Here is a 23,822-nt window from a genome sequence, read left to right as displayed (position 1 = left end):
CGTGAAAAAACCGGCTGCTTGGCAGACCGGTTTTTGATATTTATTCTTCTGTCAGGATGACAAGTGAATCAACAGATGCGGCCACATGAGAAACAGCGCGGCTGACTTCCTGAAGCCCTCCAAGAAAGGCCTGCAAATCGACGTCGATTTTGCCTGATTGCTCTTTGCTGACTTTCATGCTGTGGACGATTTCATCGAATAAGCGGTTAATTTGCGTCATTTTTTCTTTACTCTCGCTGACTAGCCCATTCACGTCTTTGATATGCTTGGATACGATGTTGATTTGTGTATTCGTATTGTTCACAAGCTCAGACACGGTAGAGACGGTTTTTTTCGTGTCCTCAGAAAGCTTCCGCACTTCGTTTGCCACTACGGCAAAGCCTTTGCCGTGTTCGCCGGCGCGGGCAGATTCAATCGAAGCATTGAGCGAGAGGAGGTTTGTTTGTTCAGCAATGCCTGTGACGATGCCGAAGATTTTTTCAATTTGCTGTGCGATTTCATCCAACTTGACCATTTCTTTTTCGATTTGGACAAGGCTTGTGTCAATTTTATTCATCTGTTTTTGCTGGATTTCAAGCTCTTTTTTTCCGCCGATCGACTTTTCTTCAACAGTGCTGGATGTCACTGTGCCGGCTTTGGATGCTTCGGAAATGCCTTCAGATTTGTCCACAAGCTCTTGAACAGATCTGCTCGTTTCTGAAAATAGATTGGCAATCGACCCAGAGGTTTCTTGAATTTTCTGATGAAGAAGGTTTTTCTTTTCCTCTTGTTCATCGCGGGTCTGGTTGTACTCGCTTTGAAACGCTTCAAGGACAAGCTGTTGTTCTAAGTTCAAGATTTTAGTTGTCGCTTTAATAGCTTTCAGCAGTTCTTGGTGATTTGTAATAGATGATTCGTAAATGTTAATCATTGACAGAAGCAATTCTTGAAACGCGTCCATATACCATTTTGGCAGAAGGCCGATTCTTAAATGAATGGAGGCGATTCGGTTTCGTTTTTCAATGAATTCATCATCGATAACGCCTGCAAACATTTCCTGAATATGCCGTTTTAATGTTTGTTTTAAGCGGTCAACTGAGCTATGGTCATTAATGATATCCATCAATGAACTTTCGTGGTCAAGGTTTTTATAAAACGCATCGACGATGTATACGATATTTTCTTGAATTAATGGCTGAAGCTGCTCTAAAACGTAAAGCTCGGCATCTCCTAGTCTGACCATTTTGAGCTGTTTTTTGACATCTGCATGTTTGTTTGTGAGCTGAATACGGTTTTTTTGTTGTCCGTTTGAATCAGAAAAGTAAGCTGTTTCTTGTTTTCTATCTTTTTTAAATAACAATACAATGATCCCCCTTGGGAAAATATAATTTTTACTTTTGGCTTTTTAAGCCTTTTTCTTTTTTATCGGCCAAGGGAAACATGAATGAAGATGCAGATGAAAAATATTTAAAAAACCGTTCATTAAAATGAACGGTTTAATCAAGGTCAATTTGTTTTAATGGTTTGATGGCTGGGCCCTCCACAACTTCGCCGGTTGGCTTAAAACGTGATCCGTGGCACGGACAATCCCACGTATGCTCACCGTCGTTCCACTCCACCTCACAGCCTAAATGGGTGCACGTCGTATCGACGAGATGGAGGCAGCCTTTTTCATCCCGAAAAGCCCCCGCGCGTTTGCCGTTCACGGTGACGGCTTTCCCATCTCCAGGCGCAATGTCTTCAAACTGAACGTCAGGCTTTTCAAGCTTGCCTTTGATGAAATGCTTGGCAACATCTGTATTGTAAGAAATTACTTTCTGCAGTCCGGGGTTCAGATGGAAACGGCTCGGCGTAAATATGCTTTCGTATGGATTATCTTTTCTCTCTACAAGGTCTGACAAGAGAGTAGCCGCAACTCCTGATGATGTCATGCCCCATTTTTTGAACCCGGTTGCTACAAGTATATTGTCCTCATTTTCCGACATCGGCCCGATAAATGGGATTTTGTCAATGGTCACAAGATCCTGGGTGGACCAATAATATGGGATGCTTTCGATGCCAATGGTGCTTTCTGCCATTTGTCTCAGTGTTTCGTAATGTGTTGACATGTCCTTTCCCTGGCCTGTTTTATGGCTTACGCCGCTGAAGAGAATCAGCTTTTCTCCGTTTACGATGGTATAGCGGAGCGCCACTGACGGCTGATCGATACTCAAATACATGCCCTCGGGATACTCGATCTTCGGCTTGATGGCGAGGACATAAGATCTGTCAGAGTACATTCTCGTAGCATATAATCCGCCTCCGTCGTAAAAAGGGAAGTGGGAACAGCATATGATAAAACGGCTCTTAATGGCGTGCCGGCTTTTTGTTACCACTTCAGGCCTTTCGCCTTTTTTGATATCAAGCGCGACGGTCTCTTCATATATCCGTCCGCCTTTTTGAACAATCTGCTCCAGAAGCGCTTTTAAGTATTGCAGCGGATGAAATTGGGCTTGATTCTTCATGACAAGCGCCAGCTTAGAACCTACGGGAATCGGAAGATCCTTGATAAGATCCCTTTCAATGCCAAGCTTTGTGTAAGCCTCATGCTCAGTGCGGATTTTTTGTACAGCGTTTTCTTTTGCTGTGTACAGATAAGCATCTTGTTCGATCCATTCGCAATCAATTTGATGTTCATCCACAATTCCTTTTATGTAATCAATTGCGTTTTGATTGGCTTCATAATAAAGCCTTGCGTGGTTTAGTCCGAAATGGCGGATAAACTCATCGTATATCATGTCATGCTGGGCGGTTATTTTAGCTGTTGTATGGGCAGTGGTGCCGTTGAGAACCTGATTTGCTTCAATCAATACGACACGGAAGCCTCTTTTCGTGAGTTCATACGCCGTTGTGATTCCCGTAATCCCGCCTCCGATAATGGTGACGTCACATTCAGTATCCTCTTGAAGCGCCGGAAAAGAAGGCAGGTCAGTTGATGTTTTCCAGTATGTTTCAGGTGCTTCCTTTGCAAAATATGGATTAGCCAAGCCATGATACCTCCAATCAGATTTATTCTTAATTTTTCCATATTCTATCTTTTCATACATAGGAGGCAGGGATTGTTCATAACATAATAGGGTTGAAAAGGAGTGATTTCATTGGCGAATCAAAAAAAGAAAACATTGCCGCCTCAGCACCAGAACCAGCAGCCGGGTTTTGAATATCTTATGGATCCCCGTCCGGTTTTTGATAAGCCGAAGATACAGAAAAAATTAGAGGGCAAAACCGCTATCATTACTGGAGGAGACAGCGGAATCGGACGCGCTGTATCGGTGTTATTCGCAAAAGAAGGGGCTAATGTGGTCATTGTGTATTTGAATGAGCATCAGGACGCTGAGGAGACAAAGCAGTATGTAGAAAAGGAAGGGGTAAAATGCCTGCTGATTGCAGGAGATATCGGAGATGAAGCGTTTTGCAACGATGTGGTCATGCAGGCAAGCCAAGCGTTTCCGTCGATTGATATATTGGTTAACAATGCAGCTGAGCAGCATGTCCAGCCCAGCATTGAAAAAATCACAAGCCACCAGCTGATCAGAACCTTCCAAACGAACATTTTCTCCATGTTTTACTTAACGAAGGCTGTACTGCCTCATTTAAAAAAGGGAAGCTCTATCATTAATACTGCATCAATTACCGCCTATAAAGGCAATAAAACGCTGATCGATTATTCAGCGACAAAAGGGGCGATCGTTACGTTTACAAGGTCACTTTCCCAGTCGCTTGTTCAGCAGGGCATACGGGTTAATGCAGTAGCGCCAGGCCCCATTTGGACACCGCTTATCCCGGCCAGCTTTGCGGCAAAGGATGTGGAAGTGTTTGGTTCAGACGTGCCGATGGAACGCCCGGGACAGCCGGTGGAAGTGGCGCCAAGCTATTTATACCTTGCCAGTGACGATTCCACCTATGTCACAGGACAGACGATTCATGTCAATGGCGGAACAATTGTGAATGGGTAATAAAAAAGCCAATCCTTGAGGATTGGCTTATTCGCTCTGCTTGAGCGTTGCATATTCTTTAGAGAGCGTAAGAAACGCATCTTTATCTTTTTCGTCCAAGGCTTTGTTGATTTGGTCCGTCAGCATAGCCAGCCGACGCTTATACAAGGATTCATCGAGCACCATTTGAATGTAGACATCCGTCATTGTGACATCAAATTCATTTGTATTTTGCGTGTTGCGGGACTTCATGAGCTCAGTGTACGATTTTTTCTCTTTCATAAAGAATCCCCCCAATGCCTTTTTTATAGTATATGGATAACGGTCGAAAAAATCAATTAATTTTTATAATTTTTAGACAACTAATACTTGGCAATCTATCGACATATCCTGCAAAATGCCGTCAATCGGAAGATCTTACGAATGTAAAACCGGTTTATTACTAGTGATTTAGTACCAATAAATATCATTAAAAGATGATTTTAGCTCATTTATTAAAAAAACCTGTCGTTTTATAAAAACAGATGATAGATTATTAGTATAAATTTTGCAGAAAAAGGATGGAGGCCATAATATGAGTCAGAAAACAGACGCACCTTTAGAATCGTATGAAGTGAACGGCGCAACAATTGCCGTGCTGCCAGAAGAAATCGACGGCAAAATTTGTTCCAAAATTATTGAAAAAGACTGCGTGTTTTACGTCAGGATGAAACCGCTGCAAATTGTCGACAGAAGCTGCCGTTTTTTCGGATCAAGCTATGCGGGAAGAAAAGCTGGAACTTATGAAGTAACAAAAATTTCACACAAACCGCCGATCATGGTGGACCCTTCGAATCAAATCTTTTTATTCCCTACACTTTCTTCGACAAGACCCCAATGCGGCTGGATTTCCCATGTGCATGTGAAAGAATTCAAACCGACTGAATTCGACGATACGGAAGTGACGTTTTCGAATGGGAAAACGATGGAGTTGCCGATCTCCTATAATTCGTTCGAGAATCAGGTATACCGGACAGCATGGCTAAGAACTAAATTCCAAGATAGAATCGAACACCGCGTGCCGAAACGGCAGGAATTTATGCTGTATCCGAAGGAAGAGCGTACGAAGATGATTTATGATTTTATTTTGCGTGAGCTCGGGGAGCGGTATTAGAAATAGAAAGGAGCTGACCACAGGGCAGCTCCTTCTCCTGCTTTAGGCTGTCGGAATTCCGCCGGTGATGCCATATACCTGAGATGTCACATAGCTTGAATTCTCTGAAGCTAAGAATACATAAACATCTGCCAATTCTACTGGCTGCCCAGCGCGGTTTAATGGAGCGGGCGGGGTGCCTTGGCCGAATTTCGGGATGTTTTCCGTCGGCTGTCCACCGGAAATTTGCAACGGTGTCCAAATTGGCCCAGGTGCAACTGAATTCACTCTGATGCCTTTGGAAGCTAGCTGTTTTCCCAGTCCGACGGTAAAGCCGATAATGGCGTTTTTCGTCGCTGCGTAATCCAAGAGCATCGGACTTGGATTGTAGCCTTCAACTGAGGTAGTAGTGATAATTGAAGCGCCCTCCGGCAAATACGGAAGTGCCGCTTTTACAACCCAGTAAAGGGAAAAGACGTTCACTTCAAATGTTTTATAGATTTGTTCAGTAGGCAGGTCTTCGATGTTTTCGACCGCTTGCTGTTTGCCTGCAACCAGCGCTAGCACATCAAGTCCGCCGAGTTCTTGATGCGCCTGTTTGACTAGATCTTGGCAAAAGGATTCGTCGCTCAAGTCTCCGGGGAGCAGCACTGCTTTTCGCCCTTCTGCTTCTATCAGTTCTTTCACCTCTTCAGCATCAGGCTGTTCCTCAGGCAAGTAGTTAATAGCCACGTCGGCGCCTTCCCTGGCGTAAGCGATCGCTGCAGCGCGGCCGATACCGGAATCGCCGCCGGTGACAAGCGCTTTTCGGCCGGTTAGTTTACCTGATCCTTTGTAGCTTTTTTCTCCGCAATCAGGGACAGGCTTCATGTTCTTTTGCAGGCCTGGCGGTTCTTGATATTGTTCGGGAAATTCATCATGAAAAAATGCTGTTAAAGGATTGGTAAGGTTTGAATCAGACATCATCAACGCTCCTTTTCTGTTTGGTGTACATTCGTATGTGTACCCCTGAACATACTGAGAAAAACACGTTTTGGCAGTTTGAACACTGAAAGACAAAGAAAACAAGAAAAACCTAACCCTTCTTCCATATTTATCTTGTCAAATAAGACTATATGAATTATGATAAATTCGAGCTATAAATCAACTAAATTTTGGGTGTTGGGGGAGTGAATCGTCATGAAAAAAGCGGCTGCGGTTTTGCTGTCACTCGGTCTCGTTTTCGGTTTTTCATACGGAGCTGACCATGTAGCGGAAGCTAAAACAAAGGTGAAGGTCTATAAGAATTGCAAGGAGTTAAACAAAGTATACAAAGGCGGGGTGGCCCGCACGTCGAAGGCGAAAAACAAAGGCGGAAAAACAAAGTACAAGCCTTACGTCTCTAAGGATCTTTATGATGCCAATAAAAAGAAAGACCGCGATAAAGATCTGATCGCCTGTGAACGGTAATTAAGAAAAAGCAATCTGGTGTCCAGATTGCTTTTTTTATGCTTATGCCGCCTGATCGGCCGCAGCGCTTTTTGCTTTCCTTGTCATAAGGCTGACTGCCATCATGACCGAGATGTTCAAAAGCAGGGCGGCGATGCCGACATTCAAGTCTTTTGCGGCTTGAGGCAGCGCGGGAAATAAAGTGCCGATCGTCGATTCCGTCAATGTAATATAAGAAACCGCTCCGACACCTGTAATGATGCCGGCGAAAGCTCCCTGCTTCGTCACCATATGATGCTTGAACAGGCTGAACAGCAGGGCCGGAAATAATTGTGTGACAAGGCTATAGCCCATCAATAACAGCGTAACGATAGTATTCCCGCCTTTGAAGGTAAAGTACACCGAAATCAGCGCGATCACCGGCACTAAAAACTTAGCAAGCACCGATACTTGCTGTTCTGTCGTACGGGGCGCGAACACTTTGTACACGTTTTTTGCAAACAGCGTGGAGGCGGACATTAAGATCATAGACCCCGGCACAAGCGCCGTCAGCAGTCCGGCAGCGCCGATAATCCCGACAAACCAAGGGTCAAATGTTTGCAGTGACAGTCTCAAAAGCGATAGATCCCCGTCTGCGCCTTTCAGACCAGGAACTTGCAGGATAGCTGCAAAGCCGACGAAAAGGACGAAGAGCAGGACCAGCTGGTATAAAGGCATGATGATGGCGTTTTTGCGAAAGACTTTTGGGTTTTCGGCTGAATACGAAGCGGAAAACGTATGAGGCCACATGTAAAACCCAAGTGCTGTCAAGAGCACGGTTGAACTGAACCAGGCCGCACTTTGCCCCGTTTCGGGAAGCGTAAGAAAGCCCGGCTTTGCCGTTTCAATTTGCTGAAACATGTCTTGAAATCCGCCGTAGTATTGAATTGGCAAATATACACCTAAAAACAGAACGACAACCAAAATCATGATGTCTTTCACAACCGATATCCAGGCAGACCCGTGAATGCCGGATACCATAACGTAAACCGTGATCGAAATGGCGCCGATCCAGATGGCGGCCGTCGGGGAGATTTTGCCGTACGATGTTTCCGATACAATCAGCCCGAGGCCTTTCAGCTGCAGCACAAGATACGGAATGAGAGCGGCGATGCCGACCAGTGAAACGAGCACGCCAAGCAGCGGGCTGTTATATTTTTTGGTGAAAAAATCAGACTGTGACATCAGCTTATGCTGTTTCGCGTACGTCCAAACCGCCGGCAGGAGCCAATAAGAAAGGATGTAAGCCAGGCATCCGTAGGCGATGATGTAAAAGGCCGGTCCGCCTTTCCCGTAGGCCCAGCCGCTTCCGCCGAGAAACGTAAATGTGGTATAAATTTCGCCTGCCATCAATAAGAACACGAACACGGTTCCGAAGCCGCGGCCTCCAACCGTCCACTGCTCAAGGTTCATATCTTTTCCTTTTTGGGCGCGTATGCCGAGAAAAATACTCAAAAGCAGGACGCCGAAAATGATGATGAGAGCTGCGTTCATTCTGCTTCCTCCTTTTTATTTTCTTTGTCGAGGACATACACAATCGCCATTAACGCAGAGGTCAAAAGAGCCCACATCACGATATAGGCAAGAATAAACGGCATGCCGAACACATAGGGAGTCACTTTATTTGCAAAAGGGATGCCGAGTAAGATTCCGATAAAGGGCAAAGCGGCGAGAACGTGAATCAGTTTCATAGAATCCTCCTTCTCTTTTAGGATGGGGGTGTGCAAGCCCAAACGTACTGAAAATGATGTCGCAGATATGGCGGCACATGTCACTTTTTGGGGTGAAATGGTTGTGGTTCGAATTATAAATAAATTTATTTTGTTTGTATAGTGTGAATTGTCTGAAATTTATTGTTGGAATTACCCGAAGAGGGAGCGGGCAGTCTTGGGAGAGTTCAGAATGATTCAAAAGGCTCATGGCCTGTCCGGGGCAAATAAATAGAACGTTAATAATTCGCTGACTTGCTCCCGGATTCGCGGATTAAAATAGCGGTGCTTTTCTTCATAACCACCGATCACAAATACATAAAGCGTAAAGGCCTCATCGCGTTCCGCCTCGTGGATCGCAATTTTTCTTTTCCTCAGCTCTTTTCTGACCTCCATCAAATCCTTTTGTGCTATTTTTAATGATTCGCTGATAAGCTGTTTATAAGGATGCTTCAATTTTAATGTGCTTTGTTCAATTACGGCAAGATCACGATTTAAAATCGTAATGGCCATGGGCAAAAAAAGAGCCCGTTCAATTAAATCGTATATTTCCTCCTGCAGATTCGGCATGTTGACTCCTTCTTTCCAATAGGAACGTTTGTTCTATCTGTATTCTATATCGGCTGGTGAAATGTTTCAAGACAGAAAAAATCGCCAAAACTTTTTAGTTTTCTGCTGATAATGTGTAGAATAAGGATAGACAAACCCGGTAAGGAGTATAAATGTTGGAGCATTTTTTATCCTATTTTACACAAGAACATTTAACTGAATTATTTCAAAGCTATAGGGCTTTTGGTCCGCTCATAGCTGTGCTGCTGCCTTTAGTTGAAGCATTTCTCCCGTTTTTGCCGCTGATCGTGTTTGTGGTGGCGAATACGAACTCGTTTGGCCTGTGGGAAGGATTCATCTTGTCTTGGGCGGGATCAACTGCTGGATCTATTCTCGTGTTTTTGATTGTCCGTCAATACGGACAGAGAAGATTGCTTGGTTTTATCCGCAGTCATCCTTCGGTCAGAAAGCTGATGTTATGGGTGGAGAGGCACGGCTTCGGTCCCATGTTTCTTCTGCTTTGTTTTCCGTTTACACCGTCAGCCGCGGTGAATGTTGTTGCCGGTTTGTCAAGGATCGGAACGCGGCCGTTTATTTTAGCGGCAGCCTCGGGAAAGCTTGTCATGATTTTTATGATCAGCTTCATCGGATATGATCTGCACGCACTGATTACACAGCCGATTCGAACGGTCATTGCTGTATTGGTGATCATTATCTTATGGTACATCGGCAAAAAGGTAGAGCGGTACCTGCATGTGAAAGCCAGTCAGCGTGAGCATGATGGAGGGAGACAGTAACATGAAAAAACGGTTTTGGTTTCTTGCCGGTGTAGTGTCCGTCGTTCTCGCCATTCAGGTTAAAAATGCCGTCTTTATTGATTACAAGGTAGAAGGCGTCAGTATGAACCCGACCTTTCAGGAAGGAAACGAACTGTTGGTCAATAAATTCTCACATCGATTTAAAACCATCCATCGTTTTGATATTGTCCTATTTAAAGGCCCTGATCAAAAAGTGCTGATTAAGCGGGTAATCGGCTTGCCCGGTGAAACGATCAAATATAAAGATGATCAGCTGTATGTGAACGGAAAGCAGGTTGCTGAACCATTTTTGAAGCATTTGAAATCTGTTTCTGCCGGAAGCCATGTAACGGGTGATTTTACCTTGAAAGATGTGACGGGAACAAGCAAGGTGCCCAAAGGACAATATTTTGTCGTTGGAGATAATCGCATATACAGCTTCGACAGCCGGCACTTTGGTCCGATTAGAGAAAAAATGATTGTCGGTGTGATTTCCGATTCTGAATAAAAAGACGCCAATTGAAACGGCGTCTTTTTTTGTGCTGGTTTGGAAAAATGTGTTGAAGAAAAAATTGTAAGAAGTTATAATTTGAATTGTTACATACGTAACAAAAAATAAAACTGTCTTTAGATTTTCTTTTATTTTAGTGGTTTTCGTTCGTTTTGTATGAAACAAAAGGAGTGATTAAGATGAATGTTGAAGCAGTGATTATAGGGGGAGGGCCGGTCGGATTCATGCTGGCATCCGAGCTTGCGATGGCCGGGGTGAAAACATGTGTGATTGAGCGCCTTGAAAAGTCTGTTCCGCATTCCAAGGCGTTGACCCTGCATCCCCGGACGTTGGAGCTTCTTGAGATGAGAGGGCTGCTGGAACGTTTCGTATCCAAAGGAAGCAAGATACCTTCCGGGCACTTTTCGATGCTGGATACCCGTCTTGATTTTTCAGGCTTGGATACGAGCTGTCCTTACACGCTTTTGCTTCCGCAGGCCAAAACAGAGCAGCTGCTTGAGGAACATGCACGAAGCCTGGGTGCAGAGGTATTTCGAGGGGCAGAGGCACTGTCGGTTACGCAAAACGGGACAGAAGCGCAAACGATTTTTAAGGATCGGGACGGCAGTCTGCGGACGATCACGAGCATGTTTGTCGTTGGTGCCGATGGAGCAGGAAGTACCGTCCGGAAACAGGCTGGAATTGAGTTTCCGGGAACAGACAGCACTGTCACCGCCGCGCTTGGAGATGTGGCGCTCCTTTCTCCGCCGCCGTCAGGCGTGCTGTCTCTTTATACAAAAGAGGGCGGCTTCATGATCGTTCCGCTTTCTCCGGACCGGTACCGTGTCGTCGTGATCAGCCCTTATCGCACCCAGACGCCGAAAGATACGCCTGTCACTGAGGAGGAGCTGAAAACTGACCTCATCCGGATTTGCGGGACTGATTTTGGTTTAACCGAGCCTTCGTGGATGTCGCGGTTTGGGAACGCCGCCCGCCAAGCGAAGCGGTATCGGGACGGCAGAATCTTTCTTGCAGGGGATGCAGCACATATTCATTTTCCAGCGGGCGGCCAAGGGCTGAATGTCGGCCTTCAGGATGCAATGAACCTTGGGTGGAAGCTGGCGGCGGCCGTCAAGGGTGCTGCGCCTTCATGGCTTTTGGACAGCTACCATAAGGAACGGCACCCAGCTGCTGAAGAGCTTTTGAGGAACACGGGGGTACAAACAAAGCTGTTTGATTTTACTCAAGCAGGCCTCCATTTGCGAAGTATGATGTCGGAACTGTTCGCCTTCCCTGAAGTGAATCGATATGTAGCGGGGCAAATTTCTGCGCTCGATGTCAGGTATGAAGCAGATCCTAACATGGCGCCACATCGTTTGAATGGGGCAAGGCTTCCTGACATGGAGCTGATTCTTCCCGACGGCAGTTCGGAACGGCTGTACAGCTATCTCCAGAACGGGACACTCGTTTTACTGTCGCTAACACAGGAGGCTTGTGATCATAGTCGATTAAAAGGCTTACGTACGGTAAACGCCTCGCTTGCAGAACCGAATGAAAAGTTGCGGGACGTGCATACGATTTTGATTCGCCCTGATGGATATGTTGCCTGGGCGGTGGATGCATCGGCGCCCGATTATGCCGAGGTGATTCAAGCAGGGATCAGCCGCTGGATTTCCGTTTCCAGCCGAGTGTAGCTCAATTCGATTGTTTCATCTGTAACAAAACGATATAATAGAAGAAACAATCGAATGAAAAGGGATGGAAAATCCGATGAATACAGATCATACGAAACGCAACATTTTTGAATTATATGCGGAGCTCATTCATCAGCAGGAGAAATGGGAGGGGCTCATTAAAGCCTTTTTGGCTGACGAATTGAAGAAGCTCGATGTCGAGCACGGGAGTAAATCTCAATTATCGATGACAGAAATTCATGTTCTTTCTTGTGTTGGGGACAATGAACCAATCAATGTCACGTCTATTGCAGAAAAAATGAATACGACAAAAGCGACTGTATCGCGCATCAGCACAAAATTGCTCGGCGCGGGTTTCCTTCACAGAACACAGCTCAGCGATAACAAAAAGGAGGTCTACTTCCGATTGACGCCGGCCGGGAAAAAACTGCACAGTTTGCACAAATATTATCACCAGAAGGTCGAACAGCGGTTTCTGTCATTTTTTGATCGGTATACAGAGGAAGAGATTCTTTTTGCGGAACGGCTGTTTCGGGATTTGGTGACAAAATGGTATCCGTCCTCAGAAGAAATGGAAGGGGGGCTTCACAACGTTTTTAAATAAAAAACACGCACTGAGGTGCGTGTTTTTCACGTTTCTTCTTTCTTTTTCAAGATTGTAACGTAAATCAGATTTCCTCCGGCTAAAATGATAAGCGGCAGTCCAGGGGAGCTGGATGTCACCAAATTATAAATCAGCCAGATTCCTAAACATATTCCATAATATAAGTGCATTGCTTTCTCGGGGTTGTCGCGCAGAAAACCCCCTTTAAAAATCTTTTTCATCATAACGCCCCTACTAATTTTATGATTTCTCCTTTAGTTTACATGCATCTTCGGTTAATCTCAAAATTCGATCTTTGGCTTTTGATACTTCCTCAAAATATTTCGAGGGAATTTTAGAATTATATTGATGGGGAGCAACAGGCTAGTATACCTTAATTTATGTATCATAAAACAATTCTGTAAATACCTTTGCTACGTCACCTGAACGTATCTCGGACAGGTACAGAATCATAATCACTTCTATCATCTACTGTCTCCCTTGCTAAAAACCTGTTTTCTCCTGATAAAAAAGAGGACATTGAGTCCTCTCCTTACTTACGATATGTCTATTAGCATCTTTCATTTACATGTTTTTTACTGTGTTTTTGAAGCTTTGCTTTCAAGTGAAATAGGCTCTTCTGTTTTAGTTCTCCTAATCTTTACAGAAATACCTACTAGAATGACCGCCATCGTTGTAAATATTCCCATGGTTAATAAGACCGTATCCTGATTTAAACTCCATCCAATTAAGAAAGAGATTATCGCTCCTCCGAAACTTGCCGAAGCAATAAATAAACTTGTAACTTCGTCAACGTACTTCTGAATAATGATTGATGCTAGTGTTAAAGCAATGGGAAATATGCCCGCTATACTTAGACCAATCAAAAATGTACCACCCAATTGAAGTATTGGGTTACTTATATAAGAGAAGGCGATCAACAAAACAATTAAACAACTACAACTAAATAGGAGGTACTTAGAAAAATCAAGCCTGCTGCTTACTAAACCAATCAGGATTCTTCCTATGATGATCCCTACCCAAAAAAAGGAGACACTGATAAGACTAATTTGTTCATTGTCTTGGTTTATCATGATTGAAGGTAAAAAGTTGGCAAAATTTGTTTCAATTCCAGCATATAGGAAGGCGAAAAATACAAAAAAGCCTAATTGCTTTGATTTTTTTCGATCTCCTATAAAGTATTGAAATGCTCCTACATTTGGCAAGCTCACTTGCTGGTTAGCATTCTTAGCGTACTTTCGGTTCTTAGATAAGAAAATGAACCAACCTCCTAATAGGACGAACAAAAAGGTGAATATGCAGTAATAAGGTAAATACCAATTATTGATATCGATGAAGGAATTAATGAATAATGGAAAAGATAAAGCACCTAATCCAAAGAGGACTTCCAACTTACTCATTTTTTCTGCATTACTTTCGAAATTAGCAATAACAAAGGAACCAACTGTCGTTTCTAATGTACCTGCTCCATATCCTAAGAGAAAAGCCATTACAACAATATAATACCAATCCTTAGTTAGAAAAAAGATACTTAACGCTACAAGCATTATTGTCAAAGCTAAAGTAAGTGTCCTAAAGTGACTGTATTTCTTAATCATTAACGGTGCGATTAATACTCCGCTTAGGAATCCGGTAAACTGAAAGAAAATGATGACCGAAATATCATCTGTTGTCTTGTTAAAAGACTCTAATAGAAATGGTGTCAAACTTCCTGTTGATATATGGATAATACCTACTGTGAAAAAGAAAGCATATCCAAATAAATATGTCCCTCTTAACATTATTTACACCCCTATATGAAAAAGCAGGAAAATAAATTCCTGCTTTTTCAGTAACTTATCTCTTCTAAATACTAGTTGACTGCTAAAACAGACATGGTTTGAGAGTTGCTATCTTTCTCAAAGAACATTTCTAATACTTCCTGAGATCTAAAACCATCGCTAAAAGAAGGGATTTCAACCCAATTTTTTTGAGTTGATGCAATCCAATTGATTAACTCGCTTCTAAAAGAATCAGCCCAACCATAAAATTCGTTTGGCGGATCGTTTAATAGACTTTGCGGTACTGGGCAGTCTACCACGTTCAAGCCATCTATAAGCTTGTAAACGTGAGGATTACCTGTGTGGTATTTAAACTCTTTTTTGTGTCCAACTACCTCAATGCTAAAACCACAGTCTTCAGTTACAGAACATTTTGATGTGATGATATTTACAAATACCTTGTTCTTCAGTTGGCCATAAATTTCTGCATAGTCATCTACAAGTACCTGTTTATCCTCTTTTGTTTTTACATTTGTGTTCATCTTTGCCCTTACTGATTCTGTGATGAAATCACTCTCGAACAAATACCATACCATGTCGATAAGGTGAATACCCAGATCCCCCAATGATCCACTAGTCTTCTTACTATTAGCGTCATCTCTCCAAGTAAACTTCTTACGTCTAAGTGCACTATTTTTCTTGAAATGTACTTTTATGGACAGTATGGTACCTAGTTCATTATTGATAATTAAGCTTTTTAAGATATTTACGTAAGACAAATATCTATAATTAAATCCCATACTAGCTCTTACGTCTAACCTTTCAGCAGTATCTTTCATTATGCTCGCTTCCTCAAGAGAAATAGCCATAGGCTTTTCACACAATACATGCTTATGTTTTGCTAATGCTTGCAAAGCATGTTCTTTATGGCAAAAGTTTGGAGATGCTACAATTACACCTTCTGAGACATCAATCAGTTCATCTACATTTTCATATGTCTTCCCACCGAAAGTTTTAACAAAGCTTTCCGCATTTTGTTGATTTATGTCATACACCCCTACTAACTCTGCATTTTTAATTGTAGATAAAGCAGTTGCGTGTGCTCTTGCAATACCGCCTGCACCTATGATACCAATCTTCTTCATACTCTATTTCCTCCTTATTACCCAATTAATTTTTTTAAGGTATTCGTAATTCCTTTTGAGTACTCACTATCAGTTATCAATTGGTGCAAGTTTTTGGCTTCTTGTGTCGCATTTTTTAGTAGATATCCATTCCCTACTGCCTGTAACATACGAACGTCATTTCCACTATCTCCAAACGCGATAGCTTTTTCAGTATTTAGGTTGTATTTCTCTAACATAAACTTTACAATTTCATTCTTTCCTGTTCCCATGGGTATAAAATCTACATCATAGCTGTCTTCTGGATCACCTGCTAAGGGATTACACCGATTTATATTAACTGAAACTCCGTATTCCTCGCAGATCTTTTCAATTGCTAACAGGTTTTTCTTGTCGTTTATTTCATCTTGTTCCTGGTAATAAAAATTATGCTTATACCGCGACTTTCCTAATTGAGTTTGGGGATTCAAAAGAATGTTATGATTTTCATGTAACTGTTTCACAAGTATCTCAATCTTTTCTTTACTAAACTCTTCATTTATACGACTGTTCCACTCATTATCTTGCTGTCCGAAATTATGCTCTGAAAAGTACGTAATTTCAGTTCCAAGATCACTAGCTATAAAATGCGGGAAATATCTAAATTTTCCTCGTCCCATTTTATCGAGAATAGATTCTATACTACTCCCAGTAACCCATCCGATTAGTAGTTCCCCATCTTTACTTTTTTGCTCTAGATAGTCTTCGAGTTCATATATGTCTTGTTGTTTTTGTTCATCGATTGTATGCGGAAAATACGTTTCATCAAAATCACAAAAAACAATATATTTAGGATGTTCAACCTTGGGTAACGTTTTATACTCTGACTTCTTGCTTAATAACATGAAACAGTCCCTCCACTACTCTGTCTTGTTCTTCTAAAGTAAATGACGGATATAATGGCAAATGCAGTACCTGACTATGAGCCTTTTCCGTATGAACCAATTGGAGTTTTGAATATTTGTCCTGTACTAATGGAGTTTTTTGCATATGAGACAGTATTGGATAATATACATCTGTTTGAACACCAAAATCTTCATGTAATTTAGTCATTATATCTGTCCTATCTTCTGTTCTTACCTTAATAGGAAACAGATGCCACACATGATCTTCACTTAATTCTGGTAATTCAATAAGGCCTTTATTCTGTAATTCTGCTAATTGAGTAATGTATCTATCCGCCAAAAATAGTCTTTTGAAGTTGTTTAATGAAAGATACTTCATTCTCTCTAAACCAATCGCTGCCTGTAAATTGTCCATTTTTGAATTAAATCCAAAATTAATGACTTTCTTATTTTTCACATTTACTTCAAAACCATGATAACTAAATTGAATGCATGTTTTAGCGAGTTCTTCATTATCAGTTGCTATCGCCCCGGCCTTACCACATACACCAAAATTCTTATATGGATTAAAACTTAATGTAGTTATGTCTGCATGCTTTCCTAAGTCTGTCAGTCCAATTCCTTGGCAAGCATCCTCAATGACTTTCAATTTAAAACGATTTGCTATTTGACGGATTTGCTTCATTTCTGAATGTTTTCCGTATAAATGCACAGGTAGAATAAACTTTGTATAAGGGGTTATTGCTTCCTCAATTTTGTTAGGATCGATGCAGAATGTTTGTGGGTTAATATCTACATAGATAGGAACGCCTCCCAAAGCTAACACAGCATTTTCAGTAGCTGAAAAGCTATTAGCTGGCATGATCACTTCATCCCCTCGGTTTAACCCTAAAGCCAATAATCCTATCATAATAGCATCCGTTCCACTGCTGGTTGCAATAACATACCTTTTATGTAAATATGTAGATAAAACCTTTTCGAATTGCTCTAAATAGGAACCACTCGTAAATTTTCCAGTTGGCAAAACTTTCGTTAATGTATCTAAGATATCATCCACTTCATCATTGGTTATTAATCTGTCTACAGGCATAAAAGGGACTTTACTGATTTCACGATTTTTTTGGTAGTTGAAAAGGTCGTTTTCAATATCTGTATTTTCTTTTAATACTTGTCTCCATCGCTCGTTTACAATACTGTCTTCAATAACAAGTTCTTTTCCTTGTACGTCACCTTTTAAGTGTTTTAGGAGTAACATGTTTTCTTTACTTTTACCTGAAACCTTAACTTGTTTTTGCATGAACAGTACCTCCAATGATTTTTATAATCTGGAAAATTTGATACAAATTTATCCTAATTTCTGAAACCGATAACATGTCAATAACTTTTTTAAGGAAGGGAAAATATGCCTACAATTGATGAAATAGCAAAATTGTGCAATGTGTCTAAAACCACAGTATCAAGAGTATTGAATAATCATCCTTATGTGTCGAAAGAAAAAAGAGATATGATCTTAGAGGCTATTAACGAACTTGACTACACTCCCAATTATTTAGCTCGGAATTTTAGGAGAAATAAGACACAAACGATAGCTTTATCGGTTCCGAGTATCGACCATCCATTTTTTGCTCAATTAATAAAAGGGGTCTCTCATGAAGCGCTGTTTAAGAATTACAAGGTAATTGTATTTCAAACCTTTTATGACCAACAGACAGAGCTGGAACTATTAGAGTTATTGAAACACAAAGAAGTTGATGGCATTATTCTTGGAACTTTAGAAAATGAATGGGATAAGATATCTCCTTTCTTAAAGTATGGTCCTATCTTATTATGTAATGAATATCATCACTCAGCGGACATCACGATAATTGGGTATGATGAATTTGAAGCCGCATACATGGGGGTAGTACATTTAATTGAAAGAGGACATAAAAAAATTGGATTTTGTTTTGATACTCCATATAGCGAAGCACAATGTCAGAGGAAAGAGGGTTACTTGAAAGCTTTACAAGATTACAATTTACATCATAGAAATGAATGGATATTCGGCGAATTGTTTAATATCGAGGATGGCTTTCGTGTTTTTCATAAGATAAAGGATCTAAAGGACAGACCCTCAGCAATATTTACAGGAAATGATCAAGTCGCCGCAGGAATTATTAAACAGGCGATAAAAAATGGCTTTAAAGTTCCGGAAGACTTAGCTGTAATTGGTTTTGACAACCAATCGATTTGCCAAGTAGTTACTCCGACTATAACAACAATTGATATTCCCATAATAGAATTAGGTCAACAGGCTGTGTTGAAAATAATCGAGTATATTTCGGGTAACACTTCTTTAAACAGAAAAATTATTAAACTGCCAACAAATCTTATTATAAGAGAATCAACTTAACTATAGATTTTCACTTCCTTATCATTTTATATCTTTGTATAGAAAAAGAGGTTATCCATATTTAACCTCTTTTTCAATCAGGAAGCCTGTTTTTTGGAATTCTCATGAATGCTCCTATACCAAAGTCGTCAATTATTTCTTCGCCTTTCATTTCACCCTCTGGTAGCGTCACTTCAAATCTGGTCCATTTTCTTATCAAACAAATTTTGTGCAGCAATGCGGATGAGCAGACATATACAATAAAAAAACCATCCTATGCTATTACGCAAGAATGGTTTTTTGGTTATATTGAGTTTGTACATAACCTCGAATTACTTCTATCAAAATGAGATTTAAATAAGTGTGAAATTGCTCTACCTTTGTAGATAGCTCTTTAATTAAACTGTCCCTGCCAAATGATTCTTTTACAGCATCCGCAAACTCCTGTGGACTTAATTCTTGAACCCTTTTATTTCACTTACCTGCCCCATTTTGAAGTCTTCCATACTCTACAGATAGAGTAATCCCTATCCTTTACTGCCTAAGCTTATTGTATTGGGATTGTTTTTCTAATTAGGCATTGCTGCCGCTTACCGGACTCTCTTTGCCTTTTTTTTCACCATGAAGATGGTGAAGCAGACGATAAAACGGCGGCAAGAGGGCAATAACAAGGATGACGCGTATGACCTGAACCGCAACGACAAAGGTGGAATCGGCATGCAAGGTAACAGACGTCGTCGCCATTTCTGCAATGCCGCCGGGCGCAAATGCCAGAACAGAAGTGATGAGCGAGATTCCTGTCAGCTTGGAAACGATCACGGCGCTCAAAAACATAGCCGCGATTAAACCGACAGATGAGACAAACCCGACGATGATAATGCGGCTGACGCCGGAAAACATGCTTTTGTACATCTTAGAGCCGATCGTGGCCCCTAGAAATACTTGCGATACATGGTTAGCTTGTGACGGCCACCAAGCCGTCATGTCGTGTCCCATCACCGCAGCTCCGCCAACATGCACAAGTGCCACACCGAGCATGCTGCCGAGCAGCCATGGAGCCGGAAATTTTAAATATTTCGCAGCTTTGCAAGCTCCCCAGGCAGCGAGAATAAGGACGGCGGTCCACAGAACGGGAGCGAGCCTAAAATCTGCCGTTGCTGAGGAAAGTGTTTCTGCTGCGGCACTTACAGAACGATCTTGTTTTGTATAGATCAGAATGACTAAAAACGGAATGGAAAGCACCACGAGCAGCACCCGGATCATTTGAACAAGGCTGACAATGGCGGTATTGGCGCCGACCTCCTGTGCGATGCTCGGCATAGCGGACAGCCCGCCGGGAGCTGTACCGACAAAGCTTGTCATCATATCCGTTTTGCTGAAACGCCAAAGCACATATCCTGACAGCATGGCCAGCAGTATAGACAATATCAGCATAACGCCGACTGAAAACCAATGGTCTTTGAGGACAGAAAGAACGGATAAATTCAGCTTTTGGCCCAATTCGATGCCGAGGATCATCTGCCCGAGGGCGAGCCATCGGCGGTTAATTCCTTTTTGGTCTGGCGCCATCATCAGCCATGCCGGCCGTATCATAGCGAGACAGCAGGCGACAATCAGCGTTCCGATCATCCATCCAATCGATATTCCGGTTAATGAAAGAATAAACCCCCCGGCTGCACTGATTGCGATAAACCATAGATCTTTGAGGAGATTTTCGTCTTTCTTCAATGTAAAACCCTTCTTCCTTTTCACGTAACACTCCAATTCTTCACGTAGTGAATGTATTATTACTATAGTATATTTTCGTTGATAAAGAAATTATGAATTATTTTCTATTAGCCATTCATTTTTCTTATGACCTTGTGTTCGAGCTTCTCTATTGTGTAAGTCAGGCATAAACCCGCTGCCAGCAAACATACGGCAAGGGCGTAAAAAATCACTTCTCCGCCAAACGATGTCAGGATCAGCCCGCCTGCCAGTGGTCCGATTGAGCGGGATATATCCCAATGCAGGCCGTATACCGCATAAAACCGGCCGAGCAGATGAGGCGGTGCCAATTTCGAAATGAAGGTCTGGATGTGAGTTAGTCCGATGCTTTCGCCAACTGTCATCACCGCTGCCGTCACTAAAAGCATTGTCAGGGAGGTTGAGCATGCAAAGCCGGCAGCCGCAAGAGAGTAGCAAATATAAGTAATGAAAAGGATCGTTTTCATTGAAAGCTTTTCTGTCCCTTTTACAAGAGGAACTTGGAGAACAAAGCTGAATAAAGCTTTTGCAGCCGAGTAGATGGTCAGCATGGATAGATAATCAGAAAACATGTTTTTGCTGAACAGCCTGTATGTTGTTTCTGTTTGCGCGTATAACATGCTGATGGGGAGAGAAAGCAGCAACAGAAGCAGTACAGGCCTGTATATCGTAAAGCTCTCGGACATTTCCGATGTTACAGCTGTCTTTAGCGGCTTTGTTTCTGGCAGTTTCAGTGCAGCGATCAGAAAGTAGATGAACAATGCCGCAGCATCTAAAGCGAATATCCACACGGGGTTATGATTGTACAGCAGCATCCCCACTAGCGGCCCTGCCGTCAGGCCAGCCGAATAGATCGAATTGATAACCGCAAACACTTCCGAACGTCTGCTTTCCGGCGTGCTTTCGGCGATTTGGGCGCGGGAAGCAGGTATGTACAACGATCTCCCGATGCCATTCATGGCGTAGAGAATGGCAAAAACATACGCATGACCGGCAAACACAAACCCCGTCATGGCCGCTGATTGCAGCAGCAATGCGATCAGAATCGCTGTGCGCCGCCCGAGCTGGTCCGTTACCCGTCCTGCAACGAGTGTGAGGCAAATATCAGCAAATGGCTGAAGGCTGATAATAAGCATCGGAATCATGACACTGCCGTTTAATTGTTCATGCAGGTACAGCACCATAAAAGGACCCATCATTGCACCTGTCAGGCTTGTCAGCATTTCGCCGATAAAGCGGAGCCAAACTGGAGCGGTATATCTCGATTTTATAGCCTGTAAGCTGGTCAACATGTGATCGCCGCCTTTCGCTGTTTGATATAGTAGTAGTGTATAGAAGGGGCGGCGGCCCAAAAAGTGAAGACAATATGAGAAAAAGATTCCCCTTTTGTTGGGAGGTGCGGGGATTGAAGCTGATTGAGCACTACGTGGCACTTGTAAAAATAGGATGCGCTGCATATGGGCAAATGAACGAAATGACGCTCACTGAAGTTGCTGACTGTTTATTTTGTACAGAAAGAAATGCAAAGCTCATATTACATAAGCTGGAGAACAAGAATTGGATCATACGGGAAAGCGGGGCAGGGCGCGGCCGCAAATCCAAAATCGCATTTCTTCGCCAGCCTGAGGAACTGCTTCTTCAAACTGCCAAGGAATATACAATGGCTGGAAAGCTTAAAAAGGCAAAGGAGCTGCTTCAGCAGTATCAGTCCGCGTTTCCGGGGCTTCAAAACGAATATGGTATGTGGGTTTCTGAGGTATTCGGTTTTGTGACAGAGACCGGCCGGAATGGAGAAAAGGATGTTCTCCGGCTGTTCATCACCCCTGAATCTGTCAGCAGTTTGGACCCGTGCCAAATATTTTTGCGGTCTGAGGGGCATTTCGTCAAGCAGATATTTGATACATTGCTCACGTTTGATCCGGCTGTGCAGGAGCCGAAGCCTCATTTGATTCATGGATGGGAAGCGGACGGGAAAAAACGCTGGAGATTTTTTCTTCGAAAGGGTGTGTCATTTCATAATGGACAGCCGCTGACAGCGCGGGATGTTGCGTTTACGTTTCAGCGCTTTTTGACACAAGCTGACAACCCGTATAAATGGCTGTTACACGGAGTGAAACAAGTCTTAGAAAATGGCCCTTATTGTGTGGAGATCATACTTGATAAGCCGAATGAGCTTTTGCCGTATGTTCTTTGTGATGAACGGCTGTCCATTCTGCCGGCGGAACAGGGAAGCGGGATCAATGGAACAGGGCCTTTTCGGGTGAATCAGCATTGCGGGCAGATGCTTGTGCTTGAAGCCAATGAGCGCTACTTCAAGGGACGGCCCTTTTTGGATCGCGTTGAGTTTGTCTTTTCTGAACAAGTCGGAGAGATGAACGGTTTTACCATTCAAGAAAAACAAACATTTTCTGAGCAGCAAACTGTTTTTGAAGAGCGGCATGTTCAGTATTTGTCACTCAATCTGAAAAAGAAGGGGCCTCTGCAGCATCGAAGCTTTAGAAAAGCGCTCCGCAAGCTGATTTCCTCTGAACGGCTCGTTCGTGAAGCGGGAGGGCATCGCAAAACCCCGGTTACATCTTTTTTGCATCCAAGTCCTTTTGATTGGGGAGGCGTTTCACCTTCTGAATTGCTGAAGCAAAGCGGATATAAGGGAGAAACGCTGGTGCTGTATACTTTTTCGGAAACGGATCATCGTGAGGATGCGGAGTGGATTCAAAATGTTTGCGCCCAACATGGCATCAGGCTTACACTTCAATTCTGTGATTCTGCTGATCTGCGCCGGCACGAAATCGTGCAGATGGCAGATATCATTCATGACAGTGCGACGTTTTATCAAGACAGTGAGTTTGGATTTTTGCATTTGCTGCTGTCGGAGAACAGTTTTTTGTGTCAGCATCTATCTAAAAAGCTGGAACAGATATGCTCAGGAATGACAGAACGAATATTTTCAATGACTGACCGCTGTATGAGAATCCATATGCTGCAGGACATTGACCGTCAGCTTATACAGGAGTTCAATGCGATCCCGCTGTATCAAAATGTGCTGCAGGTGACATCAAGTGAGAATGTGAAAGGCTTGATGCTTGATGAAGAGGGGTGGATTGATTTGTACTCCGTGTGGCTGTCCAAATAAAAAAGAGGGTTCTATTATTGAACCCTCTCCGTCTTTTAAGATGCTGCCATGCTTCGGCATTGATCAGCGCAGGCAAAGCAGGACTTCGCACATGCTTGGCAATGATCATGATCATGCTTTTCACATTCAGTGCCGCACGCTTCACAAATATCGGCGCAAAGTGCGCAAATTTCTTTCATGAACGGACTGTCCGTTTGCATGGCTTTGACCGCCAGCGTGCAAATATCAGCGCATTCCCTGTCAAGCCGTATGCAGCCGCTGAGATCGTGATGCGCGCTTTCTTCCAGGCATTTTGTAAAACAATGATTGCAAGCCTCCATACAATCGATACAAGCCTCAATACAAGCTTCTGAATATTGCTCCATGGTTGATTCCCCCTGTAAGGCAGTGTATGGTTTAATGTTTCCCG

The 23,822-nt window shown here is 42.8% G+C and carries 24 protein-coding genes; 9 read left to right on the top strand and 15 right to left on the bottom strand.

Features of this window, described 5'->3' with window-relative positions:
• Positions 1 to 40: 40 nt before the first annotated feature.
• Together hemAT and Q5C82_RS06875 are read right to left on the bottom strand one after the other, a co-directional pair.
• Positions 41 to 1,339 (bottom strand): heme-based aerotactic transducer HemAT, encoded by a 1,299-nt coding sequence (gene hemAT, locus Q5C82_RS06880; RefSeq protein ID WP_003224357.1) that lies wholly within the window; start codon positions 1,337 to 1,339, stop codon positions 41 to 43.
• Positions 1,340 to 1,475: 136 nt separating this feature from the next.
• Positions 1,476 to 3,005 carry an FAD-dependent oxidoreductase gene (locus tag Q5C82_RS06875; protein WP_003224362.1) on the bottom strand — a complete coding sequence of 510 codons (1,530 nt, stop codon included), beginning with the start codon at positions 3,003 to 3,005 and terminating at the stop codon, positions 1,476 to 1,478.
• A gap of 111 nt (positions 3,006 to 3,116) precedes the next feature.
• Here Q5C82_RS06875 and Q5C82_RS06870 point away from each other — a divergent pair, with 111 nt between their 5' ends.
• Positions 3,117 to 3,974 (top strand): SDR family oxidoreductase, encoded by an 858-nt coding sequence (locus Q5C82_RS06870; protein ID WP_003224364.1) that lies wholly within the window; start codon positions 3,117 to 3,119, stop codon positions 3,972 to 3,974.
• 27 nt (positions 3,975 to 4,001) lie between these two features.
• On the opposite strand, the gene Q5C82_RS06865 is transcribed toward Q5C82_RS06870, so the two are convergent.
• Positions 4,002 to 4,235, bottom strand: coding sequence for an IDEAL domain-containing protein (locus Q5C82_RS06865; protein ID WP_003224366.1), 234 nt, complete (start codon positions 4,233 to 4,235; stop codon positions 4,002 to 4,004).
• Positions 4,236 to 4,527: 292 nt separating this feature from the next.
• Here Q5C82_RS06865 and comK point away from each other — a divergent pair, with 292 nt between their 5' ends.
• On the top strand, positions 4,528 to 5,106 hold the full coding sequence (gene comK, locus Q5C82_RS06860) for a competence transcription factor ComK (RefSeq protein ID WP_003224368.1): 579 nt from the start codon (positions 4,528 to 4,530) through the stop codon (positions 5,104 to 5,106).
• A 42-nt stretch (positions 5,107 to 5,148) separates the two neighbouring features.
• Here the strand turns inward: comK and Q5C82_RS06855 are convergent, their stop codons facing one another.
• Positions 5,149 to 6,048 carry an SDR family oxidoreductase gene (locus Q5C82_RS06855; protein ID WP_003224369.1) on the bottom strand — a complete coding sequence of 300 codons (900 nt, stop codon included), beginning with the start codon at positions 6,046 to 6,048 and terminating at the stop codon, positions 5,149 to 5,151.
• Between the two features lie 216 nt (positions 6,049 to 6,264).
• Between Q5C82_RS06855 and Q5C82_RS06850 the strand changes: the two genes are divergently transcribed.
• Positions 6,265 to 6,534, top strand: coding sequence for an excalibur calcium-binding domain-containing protein (locus tag Q5C82_RS06850; RefSeq protein ID WP_003224373.1), 270 nt, complete (start codon positions 6,265 to 6,267; stop codon positions 6,532 to 6,534).
• 42 nt (positions 6,535 to 6,576) lie between these two features.
• Here Q5C82_RS06850 and Q5C82_RS06845 read toward each other — a convergent pair whose 3' ends face one another.
• The 3 genes from Q5C82_RS06845 to Q5C82_RS06835 all read right to left on the bottom strand — a co-directional run bounded on the left by Q5C82_RS06845 (position 6,577) and on the right by Q5C82_RS06835 (position 8,831).
• Positions 6,577 to 8,046, bottom strand: coding sequence for a sodium:solute symporter (locus Q5C82_RS06845; RefSeq protein WP_003224375.1), 1,470 nt, complete (start codon positions 8,044 to 8,046; stop codon positions 6,577 to 6,579).
• On the bottom strand, positions 8,043 to 8,243 hold the full coding sequence (locus Q5C82_RS06840) for a DUF3311 domain-containing protein (protein WP_003224377.1): 201 nt from the start codon (positions 8,241 to 8,243) through the stop codon (positions 8,043 to 8,045). The genes Q5C82_RS06845 and Q5C82_RS06840 overlap by 4 nt, the downstream gene beginning before the upstream one ends.
• 225 nt (positions 8,244 to 8,468) lie before the next feature.
• Positions 8,469 to 8,831 (bottom strand): hypothetical protein, encoded by a 363-nt coding sequence (locus Q5C82_RS06835; RefSeq protein ID WP_003224380.1) that lies wholly within the window; start codon positions 8,829 to 8,831, stop codon positions 8,469 to 8,471.
• 152 nt (positions 8,832 to 8,983) lie between these two features.
• Between Q5C82_RS06835 and Q5C82_RS06830 the strand changes: the two genes are divergently transcribed.
• The 4 genes from Q5C82_RS06830 (at position 8,984) to Q5C82_RS06815 (ending at position 12,395) form a co-directional block, all read left to right on the top strand.
• Complete coding sequence (locus tag Q5C82_RS06830; protein WP_032727224.1) at positions 8,984 to 9,607, top strand: TVP38/TMEM64 family protein; 624 nt, start codon at positions 8,984 to 8,986, stop codon at positions 9,605 to 9,607.
• A 1-nt stretch (position 9,608) separates the two neighbouring features.
• On the top strand, positions 9,609 to 10,115 hold the full coding sequence (gene lepB, locus Q5C82_RS06825) for a signal peptidase I (RefSeq protein WP_003224385.1): 507 nt from the start codon (positions 9,609 to 9,611) through the stop codon (positions 10,113 to 10,115).
• 176 nt (positions 10,116 to 10,291) lie between these two features.
• On the top strand, positions 10,292 to 11,791 hold the full coding sequence (locus Q5C82_RS06820) for a monooxygenase (RefSeq protein ID WP_079996537.1): 1,500 nt from the start codon (positions 10,292 to 10,294) through the stop codon (positions 11,789 to 11,791).
• A gap of 76 nt (positions 11,792 to 11,867) precedes the next feature.
• Positions 11,868 to 12,395, top strand: a complete 528-nt coding sequence (locus tag Q5C82_RS06815; RefSeq protein WP_003224390.1) for a MarR family transcriptional regulator — start codon at positions 11,868 to 11,870, stop codon at positions 12,393 to 12,395.
• Between the two features lie 26 nt (positions 12,396 to 12,421).
• Here the strand turns inward: Q5C82_RS06815 and Q5C82_RS06810 are convergent, their stop codons facing one another.
• The 5 genes from Q5C82_RS06810 to Q5C82_RS06790 all read right to left on the bottom strand — a co-directional run bounded on the left by Q5C82_RS06810 (position 12,422) and on the right by Q5C82_RS06790 (position 17,460).
• Positions 12,422 to 12,619 carry a hypothetical protein gene (locus tag Q5C82_RS06810; protein WP_032727223.1) on the bottom strand — a complete coding sequence of 66 codons (198 nt, stop codon included), beginning with the start codon at positions 12,617 to 12,619 and terminating at the stop codon, positions 12,422 to 12,424.
• A gap of 351 nt (positions 12,620 to 12,970) precedes the next feature.
• On the bottom strand, positions 12,971 to 14,176 hold the full coding sequence (gene glcP / locus Q5C82_RS06805) for a glucose/mannose transporter GlcP (RefSeq protein WP_003224394.1): 1,206 nt from the start codon (positions 14,174 to 14,176) through the stop codon (positions 12,971 to 12,973).
• 71 nt (positions 14,177 to 14,247) lie between these two features.
• A complete protein-coding gene (gene ntdC, locus Q5C82_RS06800; protein WP_003224396.1) occupies positions 14,248 to 15,300 on the bottom strand; it encodes a glucose-6-phosphate 3-dehydrogenase NdtC in 1,053 nt (350 codons plus the stop codon).
• 17 nt (positions 15,301 to 15,317) lie between these two features.
• Complete coding sequence (gene ntdB / locus Q5C82_RS06795; protein ID WP_003224399.1) at positions 15,318 to 16,163, bottom strand: kanosamine-6-phosphate phosphatase; 846 nt, start codon at positions 16,161 to 16,163, stop codon at positions 15,318 to 15,320.
• Complete coding sequence (locus tag Q5C82_RS06790) at positions 16,135 to 17,460, bottom strand: DegT/DnrJ/EryC1/StrS family aminotransferase (RefSeq protein WP_003224401.1); 1,326 nt, start codon at positions 17,458 to 17,460, stop codon at positions 16,135 to 16,137. The genes ntdB and Q5C82_RS06790 overlap by 29 nt, the downstream gene beginning before the upstream one ends.
• Positions 17,461 to 17,565: 105 nt before the next feature.
• Here Q5C82_RS06790 and ntdR point away from each other — a divergent pair, with 105 nt between their 5' ends.
• On the top strand, positions 17,566 to 18,555 hold the full coding sequence (gene ntdR, locus Q5C82_RS06785) for an NTD biosynthesis operon transcriptional regulator NtdR (RefSeq protein WP_003224403.1): 990 nt from the start codon (positions 17,566 to 17,568) through the stop codon (positions 18,553 to 18,555).
• Positions 18,556 to 19,107: 552 nt separating this feature from the next.
• Here ntdR and Q5C82_RS06780 read toward each other — a convergent pair.
• Both Q5C82_RS06780 and Q5C82_RS06775 read right to left on the bottom strand, forming a co-directional pair.
• Positions 19,108 to 20,262: an AbrB family transcriptional regulator gene (locus Q5C82_RS06780; protein WP_003224405.1), complete on the bottom strand. Its 1,155-nt coding sequence runs from the start codon at positions 20,260 to 20,262 to the stop codon at positions 19,108 to 19,110.
• A 107-nt stretch (positions 20,263 to 20,369) separates the two neighbouring features.
• On the bottom strand, positions 20,370 to 21,572 hold the full coding sequence (locus tag Q5C82_RS06775; protein WP_003224407.1) for an MFS transporter: 1,203 nt from the start codon (positions 21,570 to 21,572) through the stop codon (positions 20,370 to 20,372).
• 113 nt (positions 21,573 to 21,685) lie between these two features.
• Between Q5C82_RS06775 and Q5C82_RS06770 the strand changes: the two genes are divergently transcribed.
• Positions 21,686 to 23,413 (top strand): SgrR family transcriptional regulator, encoded by a 1,728-nt coding sequence (locus tag Q5C82_RS06770; protein ID WP_003224409.1) that lies wholly within the window; start codon positions 21,686 to 21,688, stop codon positions 23,411 to 23,413.
• A 35-nt stretch (positions 23,414 to 23,448) separates the two neighbouring features.
• Here the strand turns inward: Q5C82_RS06770 and Q5C82_RS06765 are convergent, their stop codons facing one another.
• The gene (locus tag Q5C82_RS06765; protein WP_032727222.1) at positions 23,449 to 23,778 is read right to left on the bottom strand and encodes a four-helix bundle copper-binding protein; all 330 of its coding nucleotides are present in this window, start codon (positions 23,776 to 23,778) and stop codon (positions 23,449 to 23,451) included.
• Positions 23,779 to 23,822 lie beyond the last annotated feature (44 nt).

The sequence above is a fragment of the uncultured Bacillus sp. genome (genome assembly GCF_958411575.1).
GTDB classification, from domain to species: Bacteria; Bacillota; Bacilli; order Bacillales; family Bacillaceae; genus Bacillus; species Bacillus spizizenii.
Note: the sequence above shows the minus strand (reverse complement) of the source record. Positions and strands in the feature narration are given on the sequence as shown.

Bases quoted from the DNA above. Each gene is read 5' to 3' on its own strand.
- Q5C82_RS06835 (WP_003224380.1), bottom strand. From the start codon at position 8,831: ATGCCGAATCTGCAGGAGGAAATATACGATTTAATTGAACGGGCTCTT.
- Q5C82_RS06840 (WP_003224377.1), bottom strand. From the start codon at position 8,243: ATGAAACTGATTCACGTTCTCGCCGCTTTGCCCTTTATCGGAATCTTA.
- ntdR (WP_003224403.1), top strand. From the start codon at position 17,566: ATGCCTACAATTGATGAAATAGCAAAATTGTGCAATGTGTCTAAAACC.
- comK (WP_003224368.1), top strand. From the start codon at position 4,528: ATGAGTCAGAAAACAGACGCACCTTTAGAATCGTATGAAGTGAACGGC.
- Q5C82_RS06810 (WP_032727223.1), bottom strand. From the start codon at position 12,619: ATGATGAAAAAGATTTTTAAAGGGGGTTTTCTGCGCGACAACCCCGAG.
- Q5C82_RS06865 (WP_003224366.1), bottom strand. From the start codon at position 4,235: ATGAAAGAGAAAAAATCGTACACTGAGCTCATGAAGTCCCGCAACACG.
- ntdC (WP_003224396.1), bottom strand. From the start codon at position 15,300: ATGAAGAAGATTGGTATCATAGGTGCAGGCGGTATTGCAAGAGCACAC.
- ntdB (WP_003224399.1), bottom strand. From the start codon at position 16,163: ATGTTATTAAGCAAGAAGTCAGAGTATAAAACGTTACCCAAGGTTGAA.
- glcP (WP_003224394.1), bottom strand. From the start codon at position 14,176: ATGTTAAGAGGGACATATTTATTTGGATATGCTTTCTTTTTCACAGTA.
- Q5C82_RS06845 (WP_003224375.1), bottom strand. From the start codon at position 8,046: ATGAACGCAGCTCTCATCATCATTTTCGGCGTCCTGCTTTTGAGTATT.
- Q5C82_RS06815 (WP_003224390.1), top strand. From the start codon at position 11,868: ATGAATACAGATCATACGAAACGCAACATTTTTGAATTATATGCGGAG.
- Q5C82_RS06775 (WP_003224407.1), bottom strand. From the start codon at position 21,572: ATGTTGACCAGCTTACAGGCTATAAAATCGAGATATACCGCTCCAGTT.
- Q5C82_RS06790 (WP_003224401.1), bottom strand. From the start codon at position 17,460: ATGCAAAAACAAGTTAAGGTTTCAGGTAAAAGTAAAGAAAACATGTTA.
- Q5C82_RS06855 (WP_003224369.1), bottom strand. From the start codon at position 6,048: ATGTCTGATTCAAACCTTACCAATCCTTTAACAGCATTTTTTCATGAT.
- Q5C82_RS06850 (WP_003224373.1), top strand. From the start codon at position 6,265: ATGAAAAAAGCGGCTGCGGTTTTGCTGTCACTCGGTCTCGTTTTCGGT.
- Q5C82_RS06830 (WP_032727224.1), top strand. From the start codon at position 8,984: ATGTTGGAGCATTTTTTATCCTATTTTACACAAGAACATTTAACTGAA.
- lepB (WP_003224385.1), top strand. From the start codon at position 9,609: ATGAAAAAACGGTTTTGGTTTCTTGCCGGTGTAGTGTCCGTCGTTCTC.
- Q5C82_RS06765 (WP_032727222.1), bottom strand. From the start codon at position 23,778: ATGGAGCAATATTCAGAAGCTTGTATTGAGGCTTGTATCGATTGTATG.